This window comes from Mesopusillimonas faecipullorum, from assembly GCF_020539505.1.
Taxonomy (GTDB): domain Bacteria; phylum Pseudomonadota; class Gammaproteobacteria; order Burkholderiales; family Burkholderiaceae_B; genus Mesopusillimonas; species Mesopusillimonas faecipullorum.
In genome coordinates, this window is the sequence record NZ_JACDXW010000005.1 from 15,222 (window position 1) to 34,703 (window position 19,482).

Here is a 19,482-nt window from a genome sequence, read left to right on the forward strand (position 1 = left end):
CACCAAAGCAAAAGCGCACGCGCCCCAAAAAGGTAACGCGTGCGCTTGGCGCAGACGCAGTAAGCGGATTAACGCTTGCTGAACTGTTTGCGACGACGTGCTTTGTGGAAACCGACTTTCTTACGTTCGACTTCACGGGCATCGCGCGTGACCAGACCAGCCTGCTTGAGTGCGGGCTTGAGGGTCTCGTCGTAGTCGATCAGCGCACGGGTAATGCCGTGGCGGACCGCACCGGCTTGGCCGCTTTCGCCGCCGCCGTGCACGTTGATGTGAAAATCAAACGATTCGAGGTGGTTGGTGAGCACCAGAGGCTGGCGCACGACCATGCGGCCGGTTTCGCGAGCGAAGTACTCATCAACGGGCTTGCCGTTGACCACGATGCTGCCAGAGCCTTTTTTCAGGAACACACGCGCTACCGAGGTTTTGCGGCGGCCGGTTCCGTAATTCCAGTTACCGATCATGACCTGTCCTTAGATGTCCAGCGATTTAGGCTGTTGGGCGGCATGGGGATGCTCGGCGCCAGCGTAAATCTTGAGTTTCTTGGCCATGGCATAACCCAGGGGGCCTTTGGGCAACATACCCTTGACGGCCTTCTGCAAGGCACGACCGGGGAAGCGTTGCTGCATCTTCAGGAAGTTGGTTTCCGTAATACCGCCGGGATAGCCCGAGTGACGGTAGTAACGTTTGTCTTCAGCCTTGTTGCCGGTAACGGCGATCTCTGCAGCGTTGATGATGACGATGTAGTCACCGGTATCAACGTGGGGCGTGAATTCTGGTTTGTGCTTGCCACGCAGGCGACGTGCGACTTCGCTGGCCACACGACCCAACACTTTGCCCTTGGCATCGATCACGTACCAGTCACGCTTGACTTCATGCGGCTTGGCCACAAAGGTCTTCATGATGGTGTTCCTAAATTGAATGAAATGAGTTGCCGATTTGCCAGGGCGTTATGTTTCGCCCGTACGCCTTCGGCCTGGCAGGCTGCTTTTGTACGACTAGCGTTAAAGCACACCCGAACAGCTTTTTGCAGGTGTTTTAGGTGGTGTATTTGGCTTGGCGTACGCCAAAAACCAGCTAGACCAAAATAGGCGTAAAGCCCCCAAACCCACGAAAAGCCCACCATCTTAGCACAAAGGGGCAGGCGCAGCCAAGCTGCAAGCAAGCGGCGGGGGCCGACGCCCCCGTTTTGTGGCAAGCCCTTTTACTGACCGGCCACCGCCATCTGCTCTATCAGCACCGAACCACTGGTTTTGGCGCCGCGTGTAATAGCATCGCTGCCCACGGCCACGATTTGGCGAAACATCTCTTGCAGGTTTCCAGCGATGGTGATTTCTTCGACAGCGTGCTGGATTTCACCATTTTCGACCCAATAGCCAAAGGCTCCGCGAGAATAGTCGCCCGTTAAATAGTTGACGCCTTGACCTATCAGCTCGGTGACCAGCAAGCCTGTACCCATTTTTTTGAGCATGGCGCGCAGGTTGTCGCTTTTGCGAGTTAGCCGCGAGCTCAAAAACAGATTGTGCGAACCGCCGGCATTGCCCGTGGTAGGCATGCCCAGCTTGCGTCCGGTGTAAGTGGAAAGAAAATACCCTTGCAGGGTTCCGCCGTGCACTACCTGACGACGCTGGGTGCGCACGCCTTCGTCGTCGAAATAACTGCTGCCCATGGCGCCAGGCACGAAAGGGTCTTCGAGCACATCGATGTGGTCGGCCATGACAGGCTTGCCCAAGGAGTCGACCAGGAAGCTGGATTTACGATACAGGGCGCCCCCGCTGGTGGCCTGCACCAAGGCCCCCAACAAACCTACCGCCAGCGGCGCCTCGAACAACACCGGGTAGCGGCCTGTTTTAATGCGGCGCGCGCTAAGACGCGACAAGGCACGCTGGGAAGCGTAACGACCTACCGCAGCGGGGCGCGACAGATTGGCAGGGTCACGTTCGGCTGTGTACCAGTAGTCACGCTGCATGCCATCGCCTTTGCCGGCAATGGGCGCCACCGATACCGAGTGGCGCGAATATGGAAAACCCGCCATGAAACCGCGGGTATTGGCCAATATAAACTGGCCCTCGAAGGAGCTGACCGAGGCGCCCTCAGTATTGGTAATCAAAGGGCTGACCGCGCGCGCTGCGTGTTCGGTCTGCATGGCAATACGGGCAGCTTCGTCGGCGCTTACACCCCAGGGGCAATGCAACTGCAGGTCGGGAAATTCCGTTGCCAGAGTATCGGCGTCGGGCAAACCGGCGCAGGGATCTTCGGCGGTGTAACGCGCAATGTGCCAAGCCGCATCAACAGTGTCGCGCAAAGCCTGGGTGGAAAAATCAGAGGTGGAGGCCGAGCCACGCTTAAGACCGGAGAACACCGTGACGGTCAGGCCGCGATCATTGGTTTGCTCGACGGTTTCGACATCCAGATTACGCACGGACACTGAAAGGCCTCGGCTTTCCGACACTTCGGCGACCGCATCGGATGCGCCCAGAGAGCTCGCATACTTGAGGGTCTGTTGCGCCAAATCGCAAAACAGCGGCTGGTTTTCTTCGATGCGCAGATAAGAGGGGCGTGCAGTTTTGTTCATGGGAACATCGTAATAGTAGAGGCGGTTATCATATCGCTAAATTAAAGCCTACCCTAGCCAGCACGGCTGTATTGTTGCAATGCTTGGGTTTGACTGCCACCCGCACCACCGTGCCGACACACCTTGACTCCGATGTCCGACCCCAACTTCGACGACGCGCCCGACGACGACCTGCCCCGGCCGCCCAGTAAATCCCAGCTTAAGCGCGACATGCATGCCCTGCTGGATTTGGGCAAGCAATTGATAGACCTGTCGACCGACCAGCTTAAGCGCCTACCGCTTAGCGACAGGCTCTACGACGCCATTTTATTGGCGCAGCGTACCAACGCTCGCGAGGGGCGCCGCCGACAGGTGCATTACGTGGGCAAACTGATGCGCGACGTCGATGCCGAGGCCATCCGTCAGCAATTGGAAACCTGGGCACATGGTTCGCGCCAGCAAACCGCGCATATGCATCGCCTGGAAGCCATACGTGATCGCCTGATCGACGATGACGAGATGCTGACCAAGCTGCTCAACGACTACCCGAGCACAGACATTACGCGCCTGCGCACGCTGATACGCGAAGCACGCAAAGAAGCCAAAGCCAACACGCAGTTGCTGCAAGGCCAAAGCCCACAACGCAAGCACTATCGCGCCCTATTCCAAGCCTTGAAAACTTTGATAGACGAACCGGAGTCAACATGACGACCCAATTGCTGGAGACCCTGGAAAGGGAAACCGCCCCCAATCCCACGCGCGCCGTCATCTGGCTGCATGGCTTAGGGGCCGACGGCAATGATTTCGCCCCCATCGTGCCCGAACTGCGCCTGCCGGCCAGCCCCGCCATACGTTTTGTGTTCCCGCACGCCCCGATTCAACCTGTCACCATCAATGGCGGCATGGCCATGCGCGCCTGGTACGACATTCGCAACGCCGACCTGGCTCAGCGCGAAGACGCACAAGGCATACGCAAATCCCAACAAGCGATTCAAGCCCTGATCGCACGCGAGAACGCTCGCGGTATCGCAACGCGCCACATCGTACTGGCGGGGTTTTCTCAGGGCTGCGCCATGACCTTGCAATCGGGCCTGCGCCTGGAAGAGCCGCTGGCCGGTCTGGTGGGGCTATCGGGCTACCTTCCCATGCCCGAAACGCTTACCGACGAAGCACACCACGCCAATCAGAAAACCCCTATTTTTCTGGCGCACGGTACGCACGACCCCGTGGTTCCGCTGCAACGCGCCCTGGATTCCTGCAAGCAGCTAATAGACAACGGTTACGACGTTTCCTGGAAAACCTACCCCATGCCTCACTCCGTATGCGCGCAGGAAATCCAGGACATTGCGGATTTCCTGCGTCGCGTGCTGGCCTAAGCTGGACGCCGCTGCTGCCTAGCGCTTGGCCAGCATATTCGCCAGCATGAAGCCCGAACCGGCGCCGGTGCCGGCGCCAGGCCAGGTTGATGCTCCGCACAGATAAAGCGCGCTAAGCGGCGTTTGGTAGCGCGAATATCCTGCAACGGGCCGGAACAGGAAGTTCTGATCCAGGTGATGGCTGCCCGACAAGCTGTCGCCACCGATCAAATTGGGGTTCTCGGCTTCCAGGTCGGCAGGCGAATAAACAGCCTGCCCCAGTATCTTGCCGCGCAGACCGGGGGCATAGCGTTCGATGATGTCCAGCACGCGCTCTGCGTAAGCATGCTTGGCCGATGCCCAGTCGCGCTCGGTGATCTGGCCTAACGCATCGCCACGAATTTCACCCGGCACCACCCGCACCTGCACCCACAACACGTGGTGGCCGTCGGGCGCACGACCAGGGTCTATCGCCGTGGGTTGCCCCACCACCAAAGCCGGCTCTTCGGGCAGTTGGCCATCCAAAGCCTGCGTCATCACCTTGGACATCATGGCCATATCCGGTGCTATGTGCACATAGGCATATTGCTTAAGTGCCTCACCAGCCTTCCAATCGGGTAAGCCAGAGAGCGCCAAATGCATCATCATGGCGCCCGGACCAGGCCGGAATTTGCGGACATTTTTTTCGAACACAGGTGGGCATGTGCCGGGCGGCACCAGCTTGCCAAAAACCAATTGTGGGTTCACGTTGGCAATCACGGCCCGCTTGGCTGCCAGAAAACGACCATCCGCCAGCACCACCCCTTGCGCATGTTTGTTCTGCAGCTTCACTTCGGATACCGGCGTGCCGAGCATAAGCTCGCCCCCCTTGGCCCGTAGCAGCCCCGTCATGGCATTGATGATGGTGTCAGCGCCCCCTTTGCCTATGACCATGCCGAAGGCTTGATTGGACATGGATTCCAGGTAAGGGAACATGGCGCCGCCTGCGGTATCGGGCGCAAAGTCCAGGTGCAGGCCCCAGGCCGCCATCATCGCCTTGAGCTTATCGTTTTCGAAATGCGCATCTAGAAAATCACGGGGCGAAGACAGCACCAGTCGCAGCATGCCGTACACGCCCTGGGTGCCCAACTGCCGCCAGGCGCGCCAAAGCACAGGCGCCAAAGCGCGTGAAGGCATAGGCGCCCCCAAAACGCCAAACAAGTGCGGTGCGACCCGGGAAAAATCGGCAAGCATTTCGCGCCAGGCCTGGGCGTCAGCCGGAGACAAAGCCGCAATACCCGCCACCGTTTGCTCTACATCGGTGCCTACACCCAAGAAAGTATCGTCGCGAAAAACACTGGCGAAGCAGTGTGGCGCAGGCACGAAATCCAAGCCGTGCGCCGTCAGTTCTTGCTTGTAGTGGTTGAAAAATGCAGAGCCGGCGAACATGGACAAGTTCATGGCGCACAGATCGTGACGGTAACCCGGCAGCGTCAGCTCGCGGGTCTTGACCGCCCCGCCCGGTGCTTCATTTGCCTCGACCACGGCCACTTTCCAACCTTTGTGGACCAAATGCACCGCTGCAGCCAAGCCATTGTGGCCGGCCCCAATCACGACCGCGTCATAAGTCACAGCTCTCTCCTTCTTCATTATTAGCAGACCGTTGGCATTCTACGCTCGCCTACCCTGCTTAATACAGGCTTGCCAAGCAAGCGGCCATCGCGGCGCGATATGATTAGGGCTGACGCTCTTAAAAATGCCGAATGCCCCCATGGAAGCCTTGCGCATCTTCTTACTGTTTGCCGTAACGGCTGTCGCCGAAATTATCGGCTGCTATCTTCCCTGGCTGGTCTTGCGCCAAGGCAAAAGTCCATGGCTGCTGCTGCCGGCTGCGGCATCGCTGGCTTTGTTTGCCTGGCTGCTAACCCTACACCCATCGGCGGCGGCACGCACCTATGCTGCTTACGGCGGTATGTATATTGCGGTCGCCTTGCTGTGGCTTCGTTTTGTAGAAGGTATTGCCTTAACACGCTGGGACGCCGCCGGCGCGCTTATCGCCCTGACTGGCATGGCCATCATCGCTCTTCAACCCGTCGCTCGTTAACCATGACGCTGTTGCCCGGACAACCTTTTCGTACCCCTTGCCCCACAGGCGCCTGCGACTGCCAGTTTGAACTGCTGGACGCGCCCGAGGCCGACGCACGCGTACGCCTGCTGACCGCCCAGCAAGAAAAAGCCTTGATCGCGCGTATCGAACGCATCCACTCTTACGAAGACTTGATGCGCGTGCTTGATCTTATTTACCAGCAACTGGGCGTCAGGCTAGTGGTCAGCGCCGGCGATGGCGAAGTACGCACCGTGCGCGGCCTGCATATCGAAATGCTGCCTCAACCGGGCTTGTGTAAGAAAACCCGCAGCAGCCTGCCCAAGGCACTGCGTCGCTGCCTAGATGCCAATCAGCACATCGTGCACGAACTGCTGGATCGCCAGAGCTTGTGGGGACGCCGTTAGACTTGCGAGAGCGCTACAATCCGCCAAATTCACTTCTGCCGCGCCAGCTGCCCCAACCACGTATGACGCACTCTGCCAATCCCCCCCTACAGCAGTTATCCGAATGGCAGCAGTTTGTCCTAGCGGCCAAGGCCGCGAAGGTGGACGCCTCGGAAACGCATATCCTTCCCGCTGCAGGGCTTAGCGTAGACCTTACGGGGCAGGTGTATTCCGCCGAGCTGCAGGCAGCCGGGCAGGCCTTGCTTGAAGCGCGCGACTTTGACAACAAACGCGCACAGCTGTTTTCAGGCGCCGCCGTCAACCATACCGAGAATCGCGCAGCCTGGCACACCATGCTGCGTGCGGTAGCACCCTCGCAAGAGGTTGCCCTGGAACGTCAGCGCGTGAATGATTTCGTGCGCAAAGCCGACTCCGAGCGCCGCTGGCGCGACATCGTTCATATTGGGATAGGCGGCAGCGACTGGGGGGTGCGGCTGGCAGTCGCAGGTTTTGGTTATGCCCGCAGCTGGCGCCAAGTGCGCTTTGCCGCCAATATAGACGGCCACGCCATCGAGGGCGCGCTTTCGGGCTTGAACCCCCACGACACGCTGATCGTGTTGGCCAGTAAGTCTTTTACTACCGCAGAAACCCTGGAAAACGGCCAGCGCGCTCTTGAATGGTTGCGCAGTGCGGGCGTAGAAGACCCTTACTCCAATGTGGCTGCCGTCACGGCACGCCCCGATCTGGCCGCCCAATGGGGGGTGCCAGACACTCAAATCTTCAAGCTCTGGGACTGGGTCGGAGGGCGCTTCTCGTTATGGTCATCCGTTAGCCTGACCACCGCTCTCACGGTGGGCAGCGACATTGTCGCCGGCATGCAAATGGGGGCTTCGGCCATGGACACGCATTTTGCGCAGACGCCTTTCGAGCGCAACGTCCCCATACAAATGGCCTTGTCCGGCGTGGTCAACCGCAGCGTCCTGGGCTATGGCTCACTGAACATCGCCCCCTACGACTTTCGCCTCACCAACCTAGTGCCCTATCTGCAGCAATTGGAAATGGAGTCGTTGGGGAAATCCGTGGACGACAGCGGTAGGCCGGTGCAAGTGCCCACCGGCCCGGCGGTGTGGGGCATGCCCGGCACCGATGCCCAGCACACTTTCTTTCAATGGTTGCATCAAGGTAGCGACGGCGCGCCCGTCGACTTCATCATCTGCCAGACCGCCCACCACCGTTGGCCGGATCACCATTTGATGCTGATAGCCAACTGCCTGGCACAGCGTGAAGCCCTGATGCAGGGTAAAGACTACGAGACCGCCCTGAACGAATGCCTGCAAGCAGGCCTATCTTTGGAGCAGGCCCAAGAACAGGCCCATCATCGTGTGCATCCGGGCGGGCGGCCTTCCACCCTTATTGTCCTGCCGCGCCTTTCCCCTTATGCCTTGGGAGCCCTGCTTGCGCTTTACGAACATAAAGTCTTTGTTCAGGGCGTAGTGTGGGGCATCAACCCCTTTGATCAGTGGGGTGTGGAATACGGCAAAGTCCTTGCTCACGGCATCGCTGCGGCACTACGCGGAGAAAGCACTGCCAGCGACACCCATGACGCCTCGACGACGTATTGGGTACAACATCTAAGGCAGCCTTAATATTGCTAAGGTTTACCCCCATCCCCCACATATGCTTGAAGTGTAAAATAGTGCGCAATGCATAAACTTGCATATGTCGCTACAACCCATGCACTTTGCTGCAAACCAGGAGTCCCCCCCTCATGAAGTTCAACCTTACCAAACTGGGCCTCGGCTTGGCTCTGGGCTTGGCTGCTCTCACCGCACAGGCTCAAGAAGTCACGCTGAAAGCCGCTAGCGCTTTCTCCAAAGACTCTTTCTTTGATCGCAAATTCGAGCGCTTCGTCAAAGACGTTAACGAAAACGGCAAAGGCATCGTACAAATCAACTTTGTGGGCGGCCCGGAATCCATGCCCCCGTTCGAGGTCGGTAACGCCGTGCGCGCCGGCGTCATCGACATGGCCAACACCACGGGCGTTTTCTTCGCCAATATGGTTCCCGAAGCCCTGGCACTGAGCTTCACGCCCCTGAGCATGAAAGAACTCCGCGACAACGGCGGCTTCGAGCTCATGGACAAGATTCTGCGCGAGAAAGGCAATATGGTCTGGCTGGGCCGCACGACCGAAGGCCTCAAATACCATATCTGGACGACCAAGAAGCCAACGGACGGCTCCTTCTCGGGTATGAAGCTGCGCAGCGTGCCAATTTACCGCGCCTTCTTCCAATCCTTGGGCGCCAACCCCCTGCAAGTGCCTCCCGGCGAAGTCTATACGGCGCTGGAACGCGGCGTGGTTGACGGCTATGGCTGGCCCAGCGTGGGGATTTTTGATTTGGGCTGGCAAGAAAAAACCAAATACCTCATTGACCCCGGCTTTTACAACGTAGAAGTCAGCCTGTTTGTTAACCAAAACACTTGGAACAAACTTAACGACGAGCAGCGCAATTTCTTGCAAGAGCGCGTGCGCCTGCTGGAGGATGCTGCCATGGCTGAAGATGCGGCGCTGGCCGAAAAAGAGCTCAAGCAAGTCATTGACGGCGGTATCGAGCTTATCGAGCTGACCCCAGAGCAAGCTGCCGATTTCACCGCTAAAGCGACCGAAAGCGCTTGGCAGGCTATTGACCAGGGCAGCCCCAAGTATGGTGCTGAACTGCGCAAGCTGTTGGGCGGCCAAAACTAAGCTGTTGCCCGTTTTGCTGCTGTAGCGCCAAACCCCGCCGTGTGTGTGCACTGCGGGGTTTTTTTACTCTTATTGCCGATCGCACTTACGCCGAGCAATATGAAACTTTGTTCGGCAACTTAGCTCTTATTTAAAGAGCACGCATCACGCCGATGCACTTTGCCTCATTTTGCGACAGGAGCCGCCATGCTCGTCCGTACCCGCCGTTCAGGTTTCGTCCATCCGCATAGCAGCGACATCACCTCTGAAACGCATTATCGACAGCGCCGGGAAATCCTGAAATGGGCAGCCGCCAGCGGCCTGGTGTCACTTGCCGGCCCCTTTGGCGCAGCCATGGCCCTAGGCGACACTAAAGCCGCCACTGGCCTGGCCTTTTCCCCTTCCAAGGTATCCGGCGCCCGCAGTAGCGAAGCCCTCACCCCCGAAGAAGACGCCACCCACTACAACAATTTCTACGAATTCGGTCTGGATAAGGCCGACCCGGCCCGCCATGCGCACAGCCTGCCCACACACCCGTGGACCATCAGGGTAGAGGGCTTGGTCAATAAGCCCGCCACCTTCGACATCGAGCAACTACTCAAGCTCAGCCCGCTTGAAGAGCGCATTTATCGCCTGCGCTGCGTCGAGGGCTGGTCCATGGTGATCCCCTGGCTGGGCTATTCGCTCTCTAAGCTGCTGGCGCAAGTCGAGCCTTTAGGTAGCGCCAAATACGTGGAGTTCGTCACGCTGGCTGACGCCAAAGTCATGCCAGGCCTGCGTAGCGGCGTGTTGGACTGGCCTTATACCGAGGGGCTGCGCCTGGACGAAGCCATGCATCCGCTGACCCTGTTGACACTGGGTATGTACGGACACGAACTGCCCAAACAGAACGGCGCCCCGGTGCGCATCGTCGTACCCTGGAAATACGGTTTCAAGAGTGCTAAAAGCCTGGTCACCATCCGCTTGGTCGAGAACATGCCGGGCACTGCCTGGAATAAGGCGGCCCGCAACGAATACGGCTTTTATTCCAACGTGAACCCCGACGTGCCGCATCCTCGCTGGAGCCAGGCCACCGAACGCCGCATCGGCGAAGGCGGTTTGTTTGCCAAACGCCGCAAGACACTGCTGTTCAATGGCTACGAAGAACAAGTCGGTCAGCTATACGCAGGCATGGACCTGCGCAAGGATTACTGATTGACCGTGTCCCCCTTGACTGGCCGTAGGCTGCAACGCCTGGCCTGGCATCTACTGTGCTGCGCGCCTGCCTTGTGGCTGTTCTATTTAGCCGTCATTGACGGCCTGGGGCCGAATCCAGCCGAGGCGCTGCTACGCTCGCTGGGTGATTGGTCCATCCGCTTTCTGTGTCTGGCATTGGCCGTCACGCCGCTGCGCACCTGGCTGGGCTGGCGTTGGCTGGCCGGTTATCGGCGCATGCTGGGTTTATATGTTTTTTTCTACGCCAGCTTGCACTGGCTGGCCTATGTGGTGTTTGACATGGGGGCCGACTGGTCAGCCATCATCCAAGACATTCCCGCCCGTCCTTTTATCCTGGTCGGCACGCTAGCTTGGCTGATCCTGCTGGTACTGGCAGTCAGCTCGATTCCTGCCCTTATCCGCCGCCTGGGCGGCAAGCGCTGGCAAACGCTGCACAAGGCCGTCTATGCCGGGGCGGTGTTGGTCATGCTGCATTTCTGGTGGATGCGCGCCGGCAAAAACAACTTTACCGATGTCTGGGTCTACGGCCTGCTGCTGGCGGGTCTTCTACTTGCCCGGCTGGTCTATTGGTTCAGGCGCTGACACACCATATTATTCATTTTAGTTATAAGTGAATAGTTAAATATTACTTCGCATGCTTATGACGCTTAGAGATAATGACGTATCCGCAACACTGCGATTCTCATGTCTCTGGGCTGACAGCCCGCTATGCAGGAACCATCATGCTGAAGAAACTTCTCGCCTCTGCCGCAGTTCTGGCAACTCTTTTCGGTGCTCAGGCCCAAGCCCAAAGCTCGCTGCTCAATGCTTCGTACGATATTGCCCGTGAAACCTTCACGGCCATCAACCCCGTGTTCGTCGAGCACTGGAAAAAAACCACGGGCAAGGACATCAAGATAGATCAGTCCTTTGCCGGCAGCTCGCGTCAGGCGCAAGACATCATCCAAGGCAAAAAAGCCGATACCGTCACCTTCAACCAAGTCAGCGACATTGAGTTCCTGGCCGACCGTGGTGCGGTGAGCAAAGATTGGGCAAGCCAGTTCCCTAACAACAGCTCGCCTTACTACAGCACCATGGGCTTCCTGGTGCGCAAGGGCAACCCCAAGAACATCCAGAACTGGGACGACCTGATACGCGATGACGTGAAGCTGGTGTTCCCCAACCCCAAGACCTCCGGCAACGCGCGCTACACCTACCTGGCCGCCTGGTTGTACGCCAACGAAAAATTCAATGGCGACGAAGAAAAAATCAAGAAATTCGTAGGCAAACTGCTCTCTAACGTAGAAAGCTTCCCCACGGGTGGTCGCGGCGCTACGGTAGCTTTCGCACAAAACAATCAGGGCGACGCGCTGCTGACTTTCGAAACTGAAGTCATCAATATCGCCAACACCGGCGACTTCAAAGATCTGGGTCTGGAAGTCGTTGTGCCCCCCGTCAGCATACTGGCCGAGTTCCCCGTGGCTGTCGTCGATAAAGTCGTCGACCAGAAAGGTACCCGTGAAGAAGCCACGGCCTACCTGAACTATCTGTACTCCAAGGAAATCCAAGAGCTGCTGGCAAACTTCAACTATCGCGTCCATCACCCCGAAGTGATCGAAGCCAACAAGGGCAAACTCAAGGATGTGCGTCTGATCAACCCCAACGAAGTCCTGGGTAGCTGGAAAGACATCCAAGAGAAACACTTCGCCTCCAACGGCGTTCTGGATCAACTGCTGGCCCGCTAAGCTCCGGCATATTTCAAGAGCCCGCCTGTAATCAAGGCGGGCTTCATACGCTTCTTTACCCTGCGTTTTACCGTGGCTACCAAAACTCTGCGTTTCTTCAACGAGACACCCGTCATTCCAGGCTTCAGCCTGAGTTTCGGGTTCAGCACCTTCTATCTGTCGCTGATCATACTGTTGCCTATTTCAGCCTTGTGGCTGTATGTCAGCGACATGAGCTGGGCGCAATATTGGCAGGCCATCTCCGATAGACGCGTGGTGCAAAGTTACTGGGTGACGGCCAGCGGTGCTTTTTACTCTACGGTCGCCGCCACTTTCGTGGGCTTTGTGTTGGCCTGGGTCATTACGCGTTACGAATTCCCGGGGCGTCGTCTCATTGACGCCTTGGTCGACCTGCCCTTCGCCCTGCCCACCTCGGTGGCAGGTCTTACGCTGGCCACGCTGTTCGTGCCGGGGGGCTGGTTGGGGCAATGGTTCGCCGGCGATGGCTTCATAGGCCAATGGTTCGGCCCGGAAGGCCTGAAGATTTCCTACGCCTACCCTGGCATCGTGCTGGCCATGACCTTCACCAGCCTGCCTTTTGTGGTTCGTATTGTGCAGCCCGTCATGGAAGACCTGGGCGCCGAATACGAAGAGGCGGCGCAAACCCTGGGCGCCAACAAATGGCAGATTTTCTGGCGCGTCATTCTGCCCTCACTGATACCCGCTACGGTAACCGGGGCCTCGCAAGCCTTTATTCGTAGCCTGGGCGAGTTCGGTGCGGTTATCATGATCGCCGGCAACATCCCCTTTAAAACCGAAGTCACCTCACTGATGATCTTTGTGCGCCTGCAGGAGTTCAACTATCCCGCCGCCGCCGCCATCGCCTCAGTGATACTCTTGGCATCTCTTGTCCTGTTATTCCTGCTGCAACTTGCCCAAAGCCACCTGTTGGGTTGGCAACGCAATAAGAAATGATCGCCCGCCGCCCTACTTCCTGGCACCAGTGGCTAATTATCGCCCTGGCACTCTTCCTGACGACCCTGCTGCTGGTCATTCCGCTCGCGCTCATTTTTTCGAAAGTGATAGAGGGTGGGTGGAGCCTGCTGGTGCAGAACCTGCAGGAAGACTACATGCTGCACGCCATCGGCCTGACGCTATTCGTGGCCGTGCTCACCGTGCCGATAAACATGATTTTCGGCATTTTGCTGGCGTGGTGCGTGACGCATTACGATTTTCGCGGCAAACGCCTTCTGACCACTATCGTCGACATTCCCTTTGCGGTTTCACCCGTCGTGGCGGGTTTATGCTACTTGGTGGTTTACGGGGTGGAAAGCAGCTTCGGCCAGTGGCTCTCTGCCCATAACCTGCAGCTGATGTTTGCCTGGCCCGGCATTCTAATGGTGACCATCTTTGTCACCGTTCCCTACGTGGCGCGCGTGCTGATCCCGCTTATGCAGGCACAAGGTAGCGACGAAGAAGCAGCGGCCCTATGTCTGGGTGCCAGCGGCTTTCAAATCTTCCGCCATGTCACGCTACCGAATATCAAGTGGGGCTTGCTATATGGCGTCGTGCTCACCAATGCTCGGGCCGTGGGCGAGTTCGGTGCCGTGTCAGTGGTGTCCGGCACCATCATGAACCAGACCCTGACGCTTTCACTGCTGGTAGATCAGCTGAACAACGATTACAAGACCGCCGCGGCCTTCACAGCGGCAGCCCTGCTGGCGGCCATCGCCATGATTACGGTATTGCTCAAGAACATCATGGAATGGCGTATGCGTGTTTCGCAGGCCAAAGCAGCAGAGGAAGCCGGCGCCGTATTCGCGAGCAGGCAATAAAGCTAGGCTGCACCGCGCTTCCAAGCAGCCGGCGACAAGCCGGTGACCCGACTGAAGGCGCGTGTAAAAGCCGAGATAGACTGATAACCCACGGCATCGGCCACCTGCTCGACGCTTTCGCCCTGCCGCAGGCGTTCGCAGGCAAGGCGCACCCGCAAGTTCAGCAAAAGCGATGCCGGTGTCATGCCCGACAACAGGGTAAAGCGGCGATGAAAATTCGCGCGCGACATATGCGCCACCGCCGCCATGTCGTCCGTGCTCCAGGCCTGCTGGGGTGCTTCAACAATGGCCGCTACCACACGTGCCATGACAGGCTCGCGCACCAAGGTCAGCACGCCATGCAACTGCGGCTCGTCCAGCGTGACGCTGCGCATGGCGTAAAACAGTAATAACTCCACCAACCTGGAGAGTAATGGAGACGAGCCGCCGCCGTTTTGACGGGCCTCGTCGACCAACAAGCGAAACAGCATGTGGGCAGACTCGAAGCGCGGGTCACCGGAACGCATCAGCAAGGTTTCAGGCAGGTTTTGCAGCAATAGCGTACTGAGACCTGGCCGGAAATCGAAGAAACCGCAGGCTAATGCGGTGCCATCGGCTTCGTCGTCGGTCAGCGGCAGCATATCTTGGCGCTGTATGGGCCGATTGAAATCAGGCGCCTGCGGGCGCGGTGTTAGCACATGGGGTTGGTCGCTGAGAAAAAACACCGCATCGCCGGCCTTCAACTGCATGGAAGGCCGGTCTGGCATATGCAACCAGCAACTGCCGTCCAGCAAAAGGTGAAAGCCCGGTCGGAAATGACCATTGAGACTGGCCTCCCAGGTGCCGCAATACTGCCCCAGGTGAAAAAGGCTGGCGCGCACCTCTAGGCTGCCCAGCAGAAAGTCCTGTGCCAGGCGCTGCTCAGCCGAAGCATCCAAACAATTGCTTATTTGCTCATAGCTCAAAGTTGATACTTCCAAGGCAAAATGGTGGAGCCTCGCGCATTGTCCCATAGGCCCAGGCGACCGACAATAAAAGCCATAGCCCATCCATTTAACAGGAGTAAAGCCTCATGGCCCGCATTACCTTGCAAACGCTGGAATCCGCACCCGTCGAGTCCCGTCCTGGCCTGGAAACCGCCCAGAAGAACTCTGGCTTTCTGCCTAATCTGCTGGCCGTGCTGGCCAACGCTCCGGTCGCCCTCGAAGCCTACCAAACGCTCAGCGCCATTACCGCGCGCGGCACATTGACGCCGCTAGAGCGCGAAGTCGTGCAATTGGTAGCTGCCACCACCCATGGCTGCACCTTCTGCGTAGCCGGCCACACCGCTCTGTCGCGCAACAAGGTCAAGATGGCCGAACCTGTGCTGCAAGCCCTGCGCGACCGCAACATCGACGTTATCGAAGACCCACGCCTGTTGGCCTTGGCCCGTTTCACCAGCCAAGTCATCGCCACCCGCGCACGCGTGCCTGAAGCCCAACTGCGCAACTTTATTGATGCCGGCTTTACCGAAGGCCAAGTCATGGAAGTCATCACGGGTGTCGGCCTGGCAACCATCTGCAACTTCGCCAACAACCTGGCCCAAACGCCTGTAAACCCCGAGCTGCAAGCCTACGCATGGGACGCACAATGAGCCAAGCCCAGGCTCACCCCCTCGCTCAGCCTTTGCCGTTACCCGAGTCGCTGGCTTCTTGGCTCACCGACTCGGCATTGGCCCTTGATGCCGGTGACGCCGTCGTTGCCGAAGAGCTCATGCCCCGCATGGGCCAAGCCGGCATTTACCGTCACGGCGTCGATGCCGGCATAGGTGGCCACGAAGGTACCGACATCGCTGATGCCATTGCCGCAGTGGCGGGCGTCGCCCGCTATTCCATGGCTGCCGCCTTCGTCGTCTGGAGCCAGCGCACCTTCATCGAATACCTGATCCAAAGCCCCAACCAGGGTTTGGCCCAGCGCCTGCTGCCCGGGCTGCTAGAAGGCCAGTTTGCCGGGGCCTCCGGCCTCTCTAACGCCATGAAGTTTCTGGGGGGTATCGAGGCGCTGCAAGTGCAGGCCAGCCCAGCCCCTCAAGGTTGGAGCGTTAGCGGCATATTGCCTTGGGTCACCAATCTTCGTGCGCCTGAATACTACGTTGCATCTGCTGTACAGATGCCCGATGGCGGTGCCGCCGTCATGGCGCTGCCTAGTCAGGTCCAAGGCTTGACTCGCACCGAAGACCTTTCCCTGGTCGGTATGCAAGGCACCCAAACAGCGGCATTGCGTCTTGAAAACTGCGCCATCGGCGAAGAATGGCTCATTCATAAGCAGGCCAATGTATTTCTGCCTGCCTTGCGTCCGGCGTTCCTGGGCATCCAATGTGGCATGGCCTTGGGTCTGGCCGCACGCGCCATAGAAGAAACACTGGCTTGCCGGGGCGCCGCACGGGCCATTCTTGAAGAAGAAGCACTGGCCTTGCGCGACGAGCTTTCCCAGCGCTGGCTGGCCTTGATCAATGGCATCCGGGACGGCGAGTTCTTGCAGTCGCCTGCCGCCATGTTCGAGACTCGCATTGCCCTAAGCGACATTGCGCTGCAAGCCGTGGCGCTGGAGGTTCAGGCCAAGGGTGGTGCAGGTTATCTGCGCAATATGCAGCCCGACGTCGCACGCCGTTGGGGTGAAGCGGCCTTCATACCCGTTGTTACCCCCAGCCTGGTTCAGCTCAAAACCGAGCTGTCCAAACGCGCATCAAGGACCCCCGCCGCATGAGCCCAAGCCATCGCGCAAGCGACTTCCGACATTCCTCAACCGCAACGCTCGCCAACGAGCCTTACGCTCAGCCCTTGTTGGCGGCGCGAGGCTTGGCTTTGGCCTACGAAAGCGGTTTGGCCATACTGCAGGATGTCGACATCAGCTTGCGCAGTGGCGAAATCGTGGCGGTACTTGGCCCTAGCGGCGTGGGTAAATCCAGTTTGCTGCGTGTACTGGCGGGCTTGCGCAAACCCGCAAGGGGGCAAATCGAGCTCGAAGGGGTGGCGCTTAGCCGCCCGCACCCGCAATTGGCGGTCGCTTTTCAAGCACCTGCCTTGCTGCCCTGGCTAACACTGGAAAAGAATGTGGCTTTCGGTCTGGATTTCAAACATCAGCCCGAACTTAGCCGCACCGAACGCCAAGCGCGTATCGACCAAGCGATTGAAGAAGTCGGTTTGGGAGCGGCTCGCAGGCTGATGCCCCATGAGCTCTCGGGTGGCATGGCACAGCGCGCGGCGCTGGCGCGATGCCTGGCGCGCCAACCCAAGATTCTTTTCTTGGATGAGCCTTTTGGCGCGCTCGACGAAATCACCCGCGAATCCATGCAAGACCTGCTGCTGAAAGTCGTGCGCGACTACCAGGCCGCTGCGCTCTTGATCACGCACGATATCGATGAGGCTTTGCGTGTGGCCGATCGCATCATTCTGCTGGGGGGCCGGCCCGCCAACACCCTAGGTGAGTGGCTGATCGACCTGCCCCATCCTCGTGATGATTTCATCGCAGAACAAGGCGCCATTCGCATCCAGATTCTCAGTGCCCTGCGCCAAGCGCAGCTTACCGGCCAACCCATCCCCTCTTTATAAGGTACGCATTATGTCGCCTGAAGATTTCTCCGTTTCCCGACGCGAGTTACTCAAGCTCGCCTCGCTGTTCACCGCAGGCGGCGCGCTACCGCTGCTATCGGCCTTTAATGCTCAGGCGCAAACCGCCGCCCCCGACGACCCCGTACGCATTGGTTATCTTCCCATTACCGATGCCACCCCGCTTTTGGTTGCACACAACAACGGCTACTTTGAAGAAGCCGGCCTGAAAGTGGAAAAACCCGTACTACTGCGTAGCTGGGCACAGATCATCGAAGCGTTTATTTCGGGCCAGGTCAACGTCGTCCATCTGCTTAGTCCAATGACCATCTGGGGCCGTTATGGCAGCCGCGCGCCCGCCAAGGTGGTGGCCTGGAACCACATGAGCGGCTCCGCGCTGACGGTTGCCAACGACATCAACGATATCCGTCAGCTGGGCGGCACAACTGTTGCCATCCCCTTCTGGTATTCCATACACAACACCGTATTGCAGTACTTGCTGCGCGCCAACGGCCTAAAACCCGTCTCGCTGAAGCAAGGTAAGCCGGCCGCCGATGAGGTCAACCTTATCGTGCTGGCCCCCTCCGACATGCCGCCCGCTTTGGCCGGCAAACAGATTTCCGGTTTCATCGTCGCCGAGCCCTTTAATGCCGCAGCGGAAACACGTGGCATAGGCAAAATATTGCGCTTCACCGGCGATGTCTGGCGTCAGCATGCTTGCTGTGTGATCTTCATGCACGAGCGCGATTTACAACAAAGGCCGGAGTGGTCGCAGGGCGTAGTGGATGCCATCGTCAAGGCGCAGCAGTGGTCTTTGGGCCATCGCGCCGAAACGGCTCAGCTGCTGTCGCGTGAAGGTAAAAACCGCTATACGCCTCACACCATTGAAGCCCTGGATAAAGTGCTGGCACCCCCCGCCTCAGATCGCGAAGCCTACACCCAATCGGGCATCATCCATCACCCTGAATGGAACGATGCGCGTATCGACTTCCAGCCCTATCCTTACCCCAGCTACACCGTCGAGCTCGTCAAGATGCTCAAAGACACGCTCATCGAAGCCGATCACAACTTCCTGGCTCAGCTTGACCCAGACTTTGTGGCCGGTGACTTGGTTGACGATCGCTTCGTCAAGCGCGCCATCGAGAAGATAGGCGGCATAGAGCAATTTGGTGTTCCAGCCGGTTATACGCGTCAGGAGACGATCGTCGCATGAGCAGTGAAGTCACCCACGGCACGTCAGGCGCGCAGCTCGCTGTCAGCGGCCCACCCTCCGCTGTACAGACAGCCAAGCCAGCCGGCTCTTTAAGCGCCGTTCTGGCGGGGCTGGTAGGCTTGGCGGGCCTGTTCGTTCTGTGGTGGCTGGCAACTGCGGTGCTACCTGCGCCCGACAGCCTGGCGCGCCAGTTCTCGCCCGTACAGGCCCTGCAAAGCCTGGTGCAAATGGTGCGCGACCCCGAACTGTTCTGGCATGTGGCCGTCAGTCTTAAACGGGTATTGGTGGGCCTGGTGCTGGCACTGCTTATCGGCGTGCCGCTGGGCTTGCTGATCGGGCTGTGGCGCAAGGCCGAGGCCACGCTCAGCCCGTCCTTCCAGTTTCTGCGCATGATTTCGCCGCTGTCATGGATGCCCATTGCCGTCATGGTGCTGGGCGTAGGCGACGCACCGGTGTATTTTCTGCTGACCTTTGCCGCAGTTTGGCCCATCGTGCTTAACACCAGCGCCGGTGTAAGACAGCTGGACCCTGCTTGGCTACAACTGGCCAGCAGCCTGGCCGCCACCCGCTGGGAAACCCTGTGGCGGGTCACCTTGCCCGGCATCGTCGGCCATGTACTCACCGGTACGCGTCTGGCGGTGGGCATAGTCTGGATCGTGCTGGTACCCTGCGAAATGCTGGGGGTATCCGCCGGCCTGGGTTACTTCATTCTTGATACCCGCGACCGCATGGCGTATTCAGAGCTGATGGCGCTGGTGATCGTGATAGGCATACTGGGCTTCTTGCTGGATTACGCCCTGCGCAAGCTTTGCCAGCGCTGGGCGGTTAGGTATTAATCCAGGCCGCCACGCAT

21 protein-coding genes are annotated in these 19,482 nt (G+C 58.7%); 16 read left to right on the plus strand and 5 right to left on the minus strand.

Annotation, left to right across the window (positions count from 1 at the left end; genetic code table 11):
* Positions 1-68: 68 nt before the first annotated feature.
* The 3 genes from rpsI to pmbA all read right to left on the minus strand — a co-directional run bounded on the left by rpsI (position 69) and on the right by pmbA (position 2,572).
* On the minus strand, positions 69-461 hold the full coding sequence (gene rpsI / locus H0484_RS10150; protein ID WP_226954480.1) for a 30S ribosomal protein S9: 393 nt from the start codon (positions 459-461) through the stop codon (positions 69-71).
* 9 nt (positions 462-470) lie between these two features.
* Positions 471-899 (minus strand): 50S ribosomal protein L13, encoded by a 429-nt coding sequence (rplM, locus tag H0484_RS10155; RefSeq protein WP_226954482.1) that lies wholly within the window; start codon positions 897-899, stop codon positions 471-473.
* Between the two features lie 302 nt (positions 900-1,201).
* A complete protein-coding gene (gene pmbA / locus H0484_RS10160; RefSeq protein ID WP_226954483.1) occupies positions 1,202-2,572 on the minus strand; it encodes a metalloprotease PmbA in 1,371 nt (456 codons plus the stop codon).
* A gap of 132 nt (positions 2,573-2,704) precedes the next feature.
* On the opposite strand from pmbA, the gene yjgA reads away from it, so the two are divergent.
* A complete protein-coding gene (gene yjgA, locus H0484_RS10165) occupies positions 2,705-3,259 on the plus strand; it encodes a ribosome biogenesis factor YjgA (RefSeq protein WP_226954815.1) in 555 nt (184 codons plus the stop codon).
* Positions 3,256-3,927 carry an alpha/beta hydrolase gene (locus H0484_RS10170; protein WP_226954485.1) on the plus strand — a complete coding sequence of 224 codons (672 nt, stop codon included), beginning with the start codon at positions 3,256-3,258 and terminating at the stop codon, positions 3,925-3,927. The genes yjgA and H0484_RS10170 overlap by 4 nt, the downstream gene beginning before the upstream one ends.
* An 18-nt stretch (positions 3,928-3,945) precedes the next feature.
* Here the strand turns inward: H0484_RS10170 and H0484_RS10175 are convergent, their stop codons facing one another.
* Positions 3,946-5,517 carry a phytoene desaturase family protein gene (locus H0484_RS10175; RefSeq protein ID WP_226954487.1) on the minus strand — a complete coding sequence of 524 codons (1,572 nt, stop codon included), beginning with the start codon at positions 5,515-5,517 and terminating at the stop codon, positions 3,946-3,948.
* A gap of 139 nt (positions 5,518-5,656) precedes the next feature.
* Here H0484_RS10175 and H0484_RS10180 point away from each other — a divergent pair, with 139 nt between their 5' ends.
* From H0484_RS10180 to cysW, 9 genes are all read left to right on the plus strand, one after another.
* A complete protein-coding gene (locus H0484_RS10180; protein WP_226954489.1) occupies positions 5,657-5,989 on the plus strand; it encodes a YnfA family protein in 333 nt (110 codons plus the stop codon).
* A gap of 2 nt (positions 5,990-5,991) precedes the next feature.
* Entirely contained in the window at positions 5,992-6,396 is a 405-nt protein-coding gene (locus H0484_RS10185; protein ID WP_226954491.1) for a hypothetical protein, read from the plus strand.
* A 62-nt stretch (positions 6,397-6,458) separates the two neighbouring features.
* Positions 6,459-8,021, plus strand: coding sequence for a glucose-6-phosphate isomerase (gene pgi / locus H0484_RS10190; protein ID WP_226954493.1), 1,563 nt, complete (start codon positions 6,459-6,461; stop codon positions 8,019-8,021).
* Positions 8,022-8,143: 122 nt separating this feature from the next.
* The gene (gene dctP / locus H0484_RS10195; protein ID WP_226954494.1) at positions 8,144-9,118 is read left to right on the plus strand and encodes a TRAP transporter substrate-binding protein DctP; all 975 of its coding nucleotides are present in this window, start codon (positions 8,144-8,146) and stop codon (positions 9,116-9,118) included.
* A gap of 186 nt (positions 9,119-9,304) precedes the next feature.
* The gene (msrP, locus tag H0484_RS10200) at positions 9,305-10,291 is read left to right on the plus strand and encodes a protein-methionine-sulfoxide reductase catalytic subunit MsrP (RefSeq protein ID WP_226954495.1); all 987 of its coding nucleotides are present in this window, start codon (positions 9,305-9,307) and stop codon (positions 10,289-10,291) included.
* Between the two features lie 6 nt (positions 10,292-10,297).
* Positions 10,298-10,894, plus strand: a complete 597-nt coding sequence (locus H0484_RS10205) for a protein-methionine-sulfoxide reductase heme-binding subunit MsrQ (RefSeq protein WP_390624830.1) — start codon at positions 10,298-10,300, stop codon at positions 10,892-10,894.
* A gap of 140 nt (positions 10,895-11,034) precedes the next feature.
* Positions 11,035-12,036 carry a thiosulfate ABC transporter substrate-binding protein CysP gene (gene cysP / locus H0484_RS10210; protein ID WP_226954497.1) on the plus strand — a complete coding sequence of 334 codons (1,002 nt, stop codon included), beginning with the start codon at positions 11,035-11,037 and terminating at the stop codon, positions 12,034-12,036.
* Positions 12,037-12,108: 72 nt separating this feature from the next.
* A complete protein-coding gene (cysT, locus tag H0484_RS10215) occupies positions 12,109-12,990 on the plus strand; it encodes a sulfate ABC transporter permease subunit CysT (protein WP_226954499.1) in 882 nt (293 codons plus the stop codon).
* The gene (gene cysW, locus H0484_RS10220; protein WP_226954501.1) at positions 12,987-13,850 is read left to right on the plus strand and encodes a sulfate ABC transporter permease subunit CysW; all 864 of its coding nucleotides are present in this window, start codon (positions 12,987-12,989) and stop codon (positions 13,848-13,850) included. The genes cysT and cysW overlap by 4 nt, the downstream gene beginning before the upstream one ends.
* Before the next feature lie 2 nt (positions 13,851-13,852).
* On the opposite strand, the gene H0484_RS10225 is transcribed toward cysW, so the two are convergent.
* Positions 13,853-14,809: an AraC family transcriptional regulator gene (locus H0484_RS10225; protein WP_226954502.1), complete on the minus strand. Its 957-nt coding sequence runs from the start codon at positions 14,807-14,809 to the stop codon at positions 13,853-13,855.
* 92 nt (positions 14,810-14,901) lie between these two features.
* On the opposite strand from H0484_RS10225, the gene H0484_RS10230 reads away from it, so the two are divergent.
* The 5 genes from H0484_RS10230 to H0484_RS10250 are packed head-to-tail and all read left to right on the plus strand — an operon-like array spanning position 14,902 to position 19,465.
* Complete coding sequence (locus H0484_RS10230) at positions 14,902-15,462, plus strand: carboxymuconolactone decarboxylase family protein (protein WP_226954503.1); 561 nt, start codon at positions 14,902-14,904, stop codon at positions 15,460-15,462.
* A complete protein-coding gene (locus H0484_RS10235) occupies positions 15,447-16,574 on the plus strand; it encodes an acyl-CoA dehydrogenase family protein (protein WP_226954504.1) in 1,128 nt (375 codons plus the stop codon). The genes H0484_RS10230 and H0484_RS10235 overlap by 16 nt, the downstream gene beginning before the upstream one ends.
* Positions 16,571-17,419, plus strand: a complete 849-nt coding sequence (locus H0484_RS10240) for an ABC transporter ATP-binding protein (protein ID WP_226954506.1) — start codon at positions 16,571-16,573, stop codon at positions 17,417-17,419. The genes H0484_RS10235 and H0484_RS10240 overlap by 4 nt, the downstream gene beginning before the upstream one ends.
* A 10-nt stretch (positions 17,420-17,429) precedes the next feature.
* Positions 17,430-18,629, plus strand: a complete 1,200-nt coding sequence (locus H0484_RS10245) for an ABC transporter substrate-binding protein (protein ID WP_226954507.1) — start codon at positions 17,430-17,432, stop codon at positions 18,627-18,629.
* Positions 18,626-19,465 carry an ABC transporter permease gene (locus H0484_RS10250; RefSeq protein ID WP_226954508.1) on the plus strand — a complete coding sequence of 280 codons (840 nt, stop codon included), beginning with the start codon at positions 18,626-18,628 and terminating at the stop codon, positions 19,463-19,465. The genes H0484_RS10245 and H0484_RS10250 overlap by 4 nt, the downstream gene beginning before the upstream one ends.
* Positions 19,466-19,482: the final 17 nt, after the last annotated feature.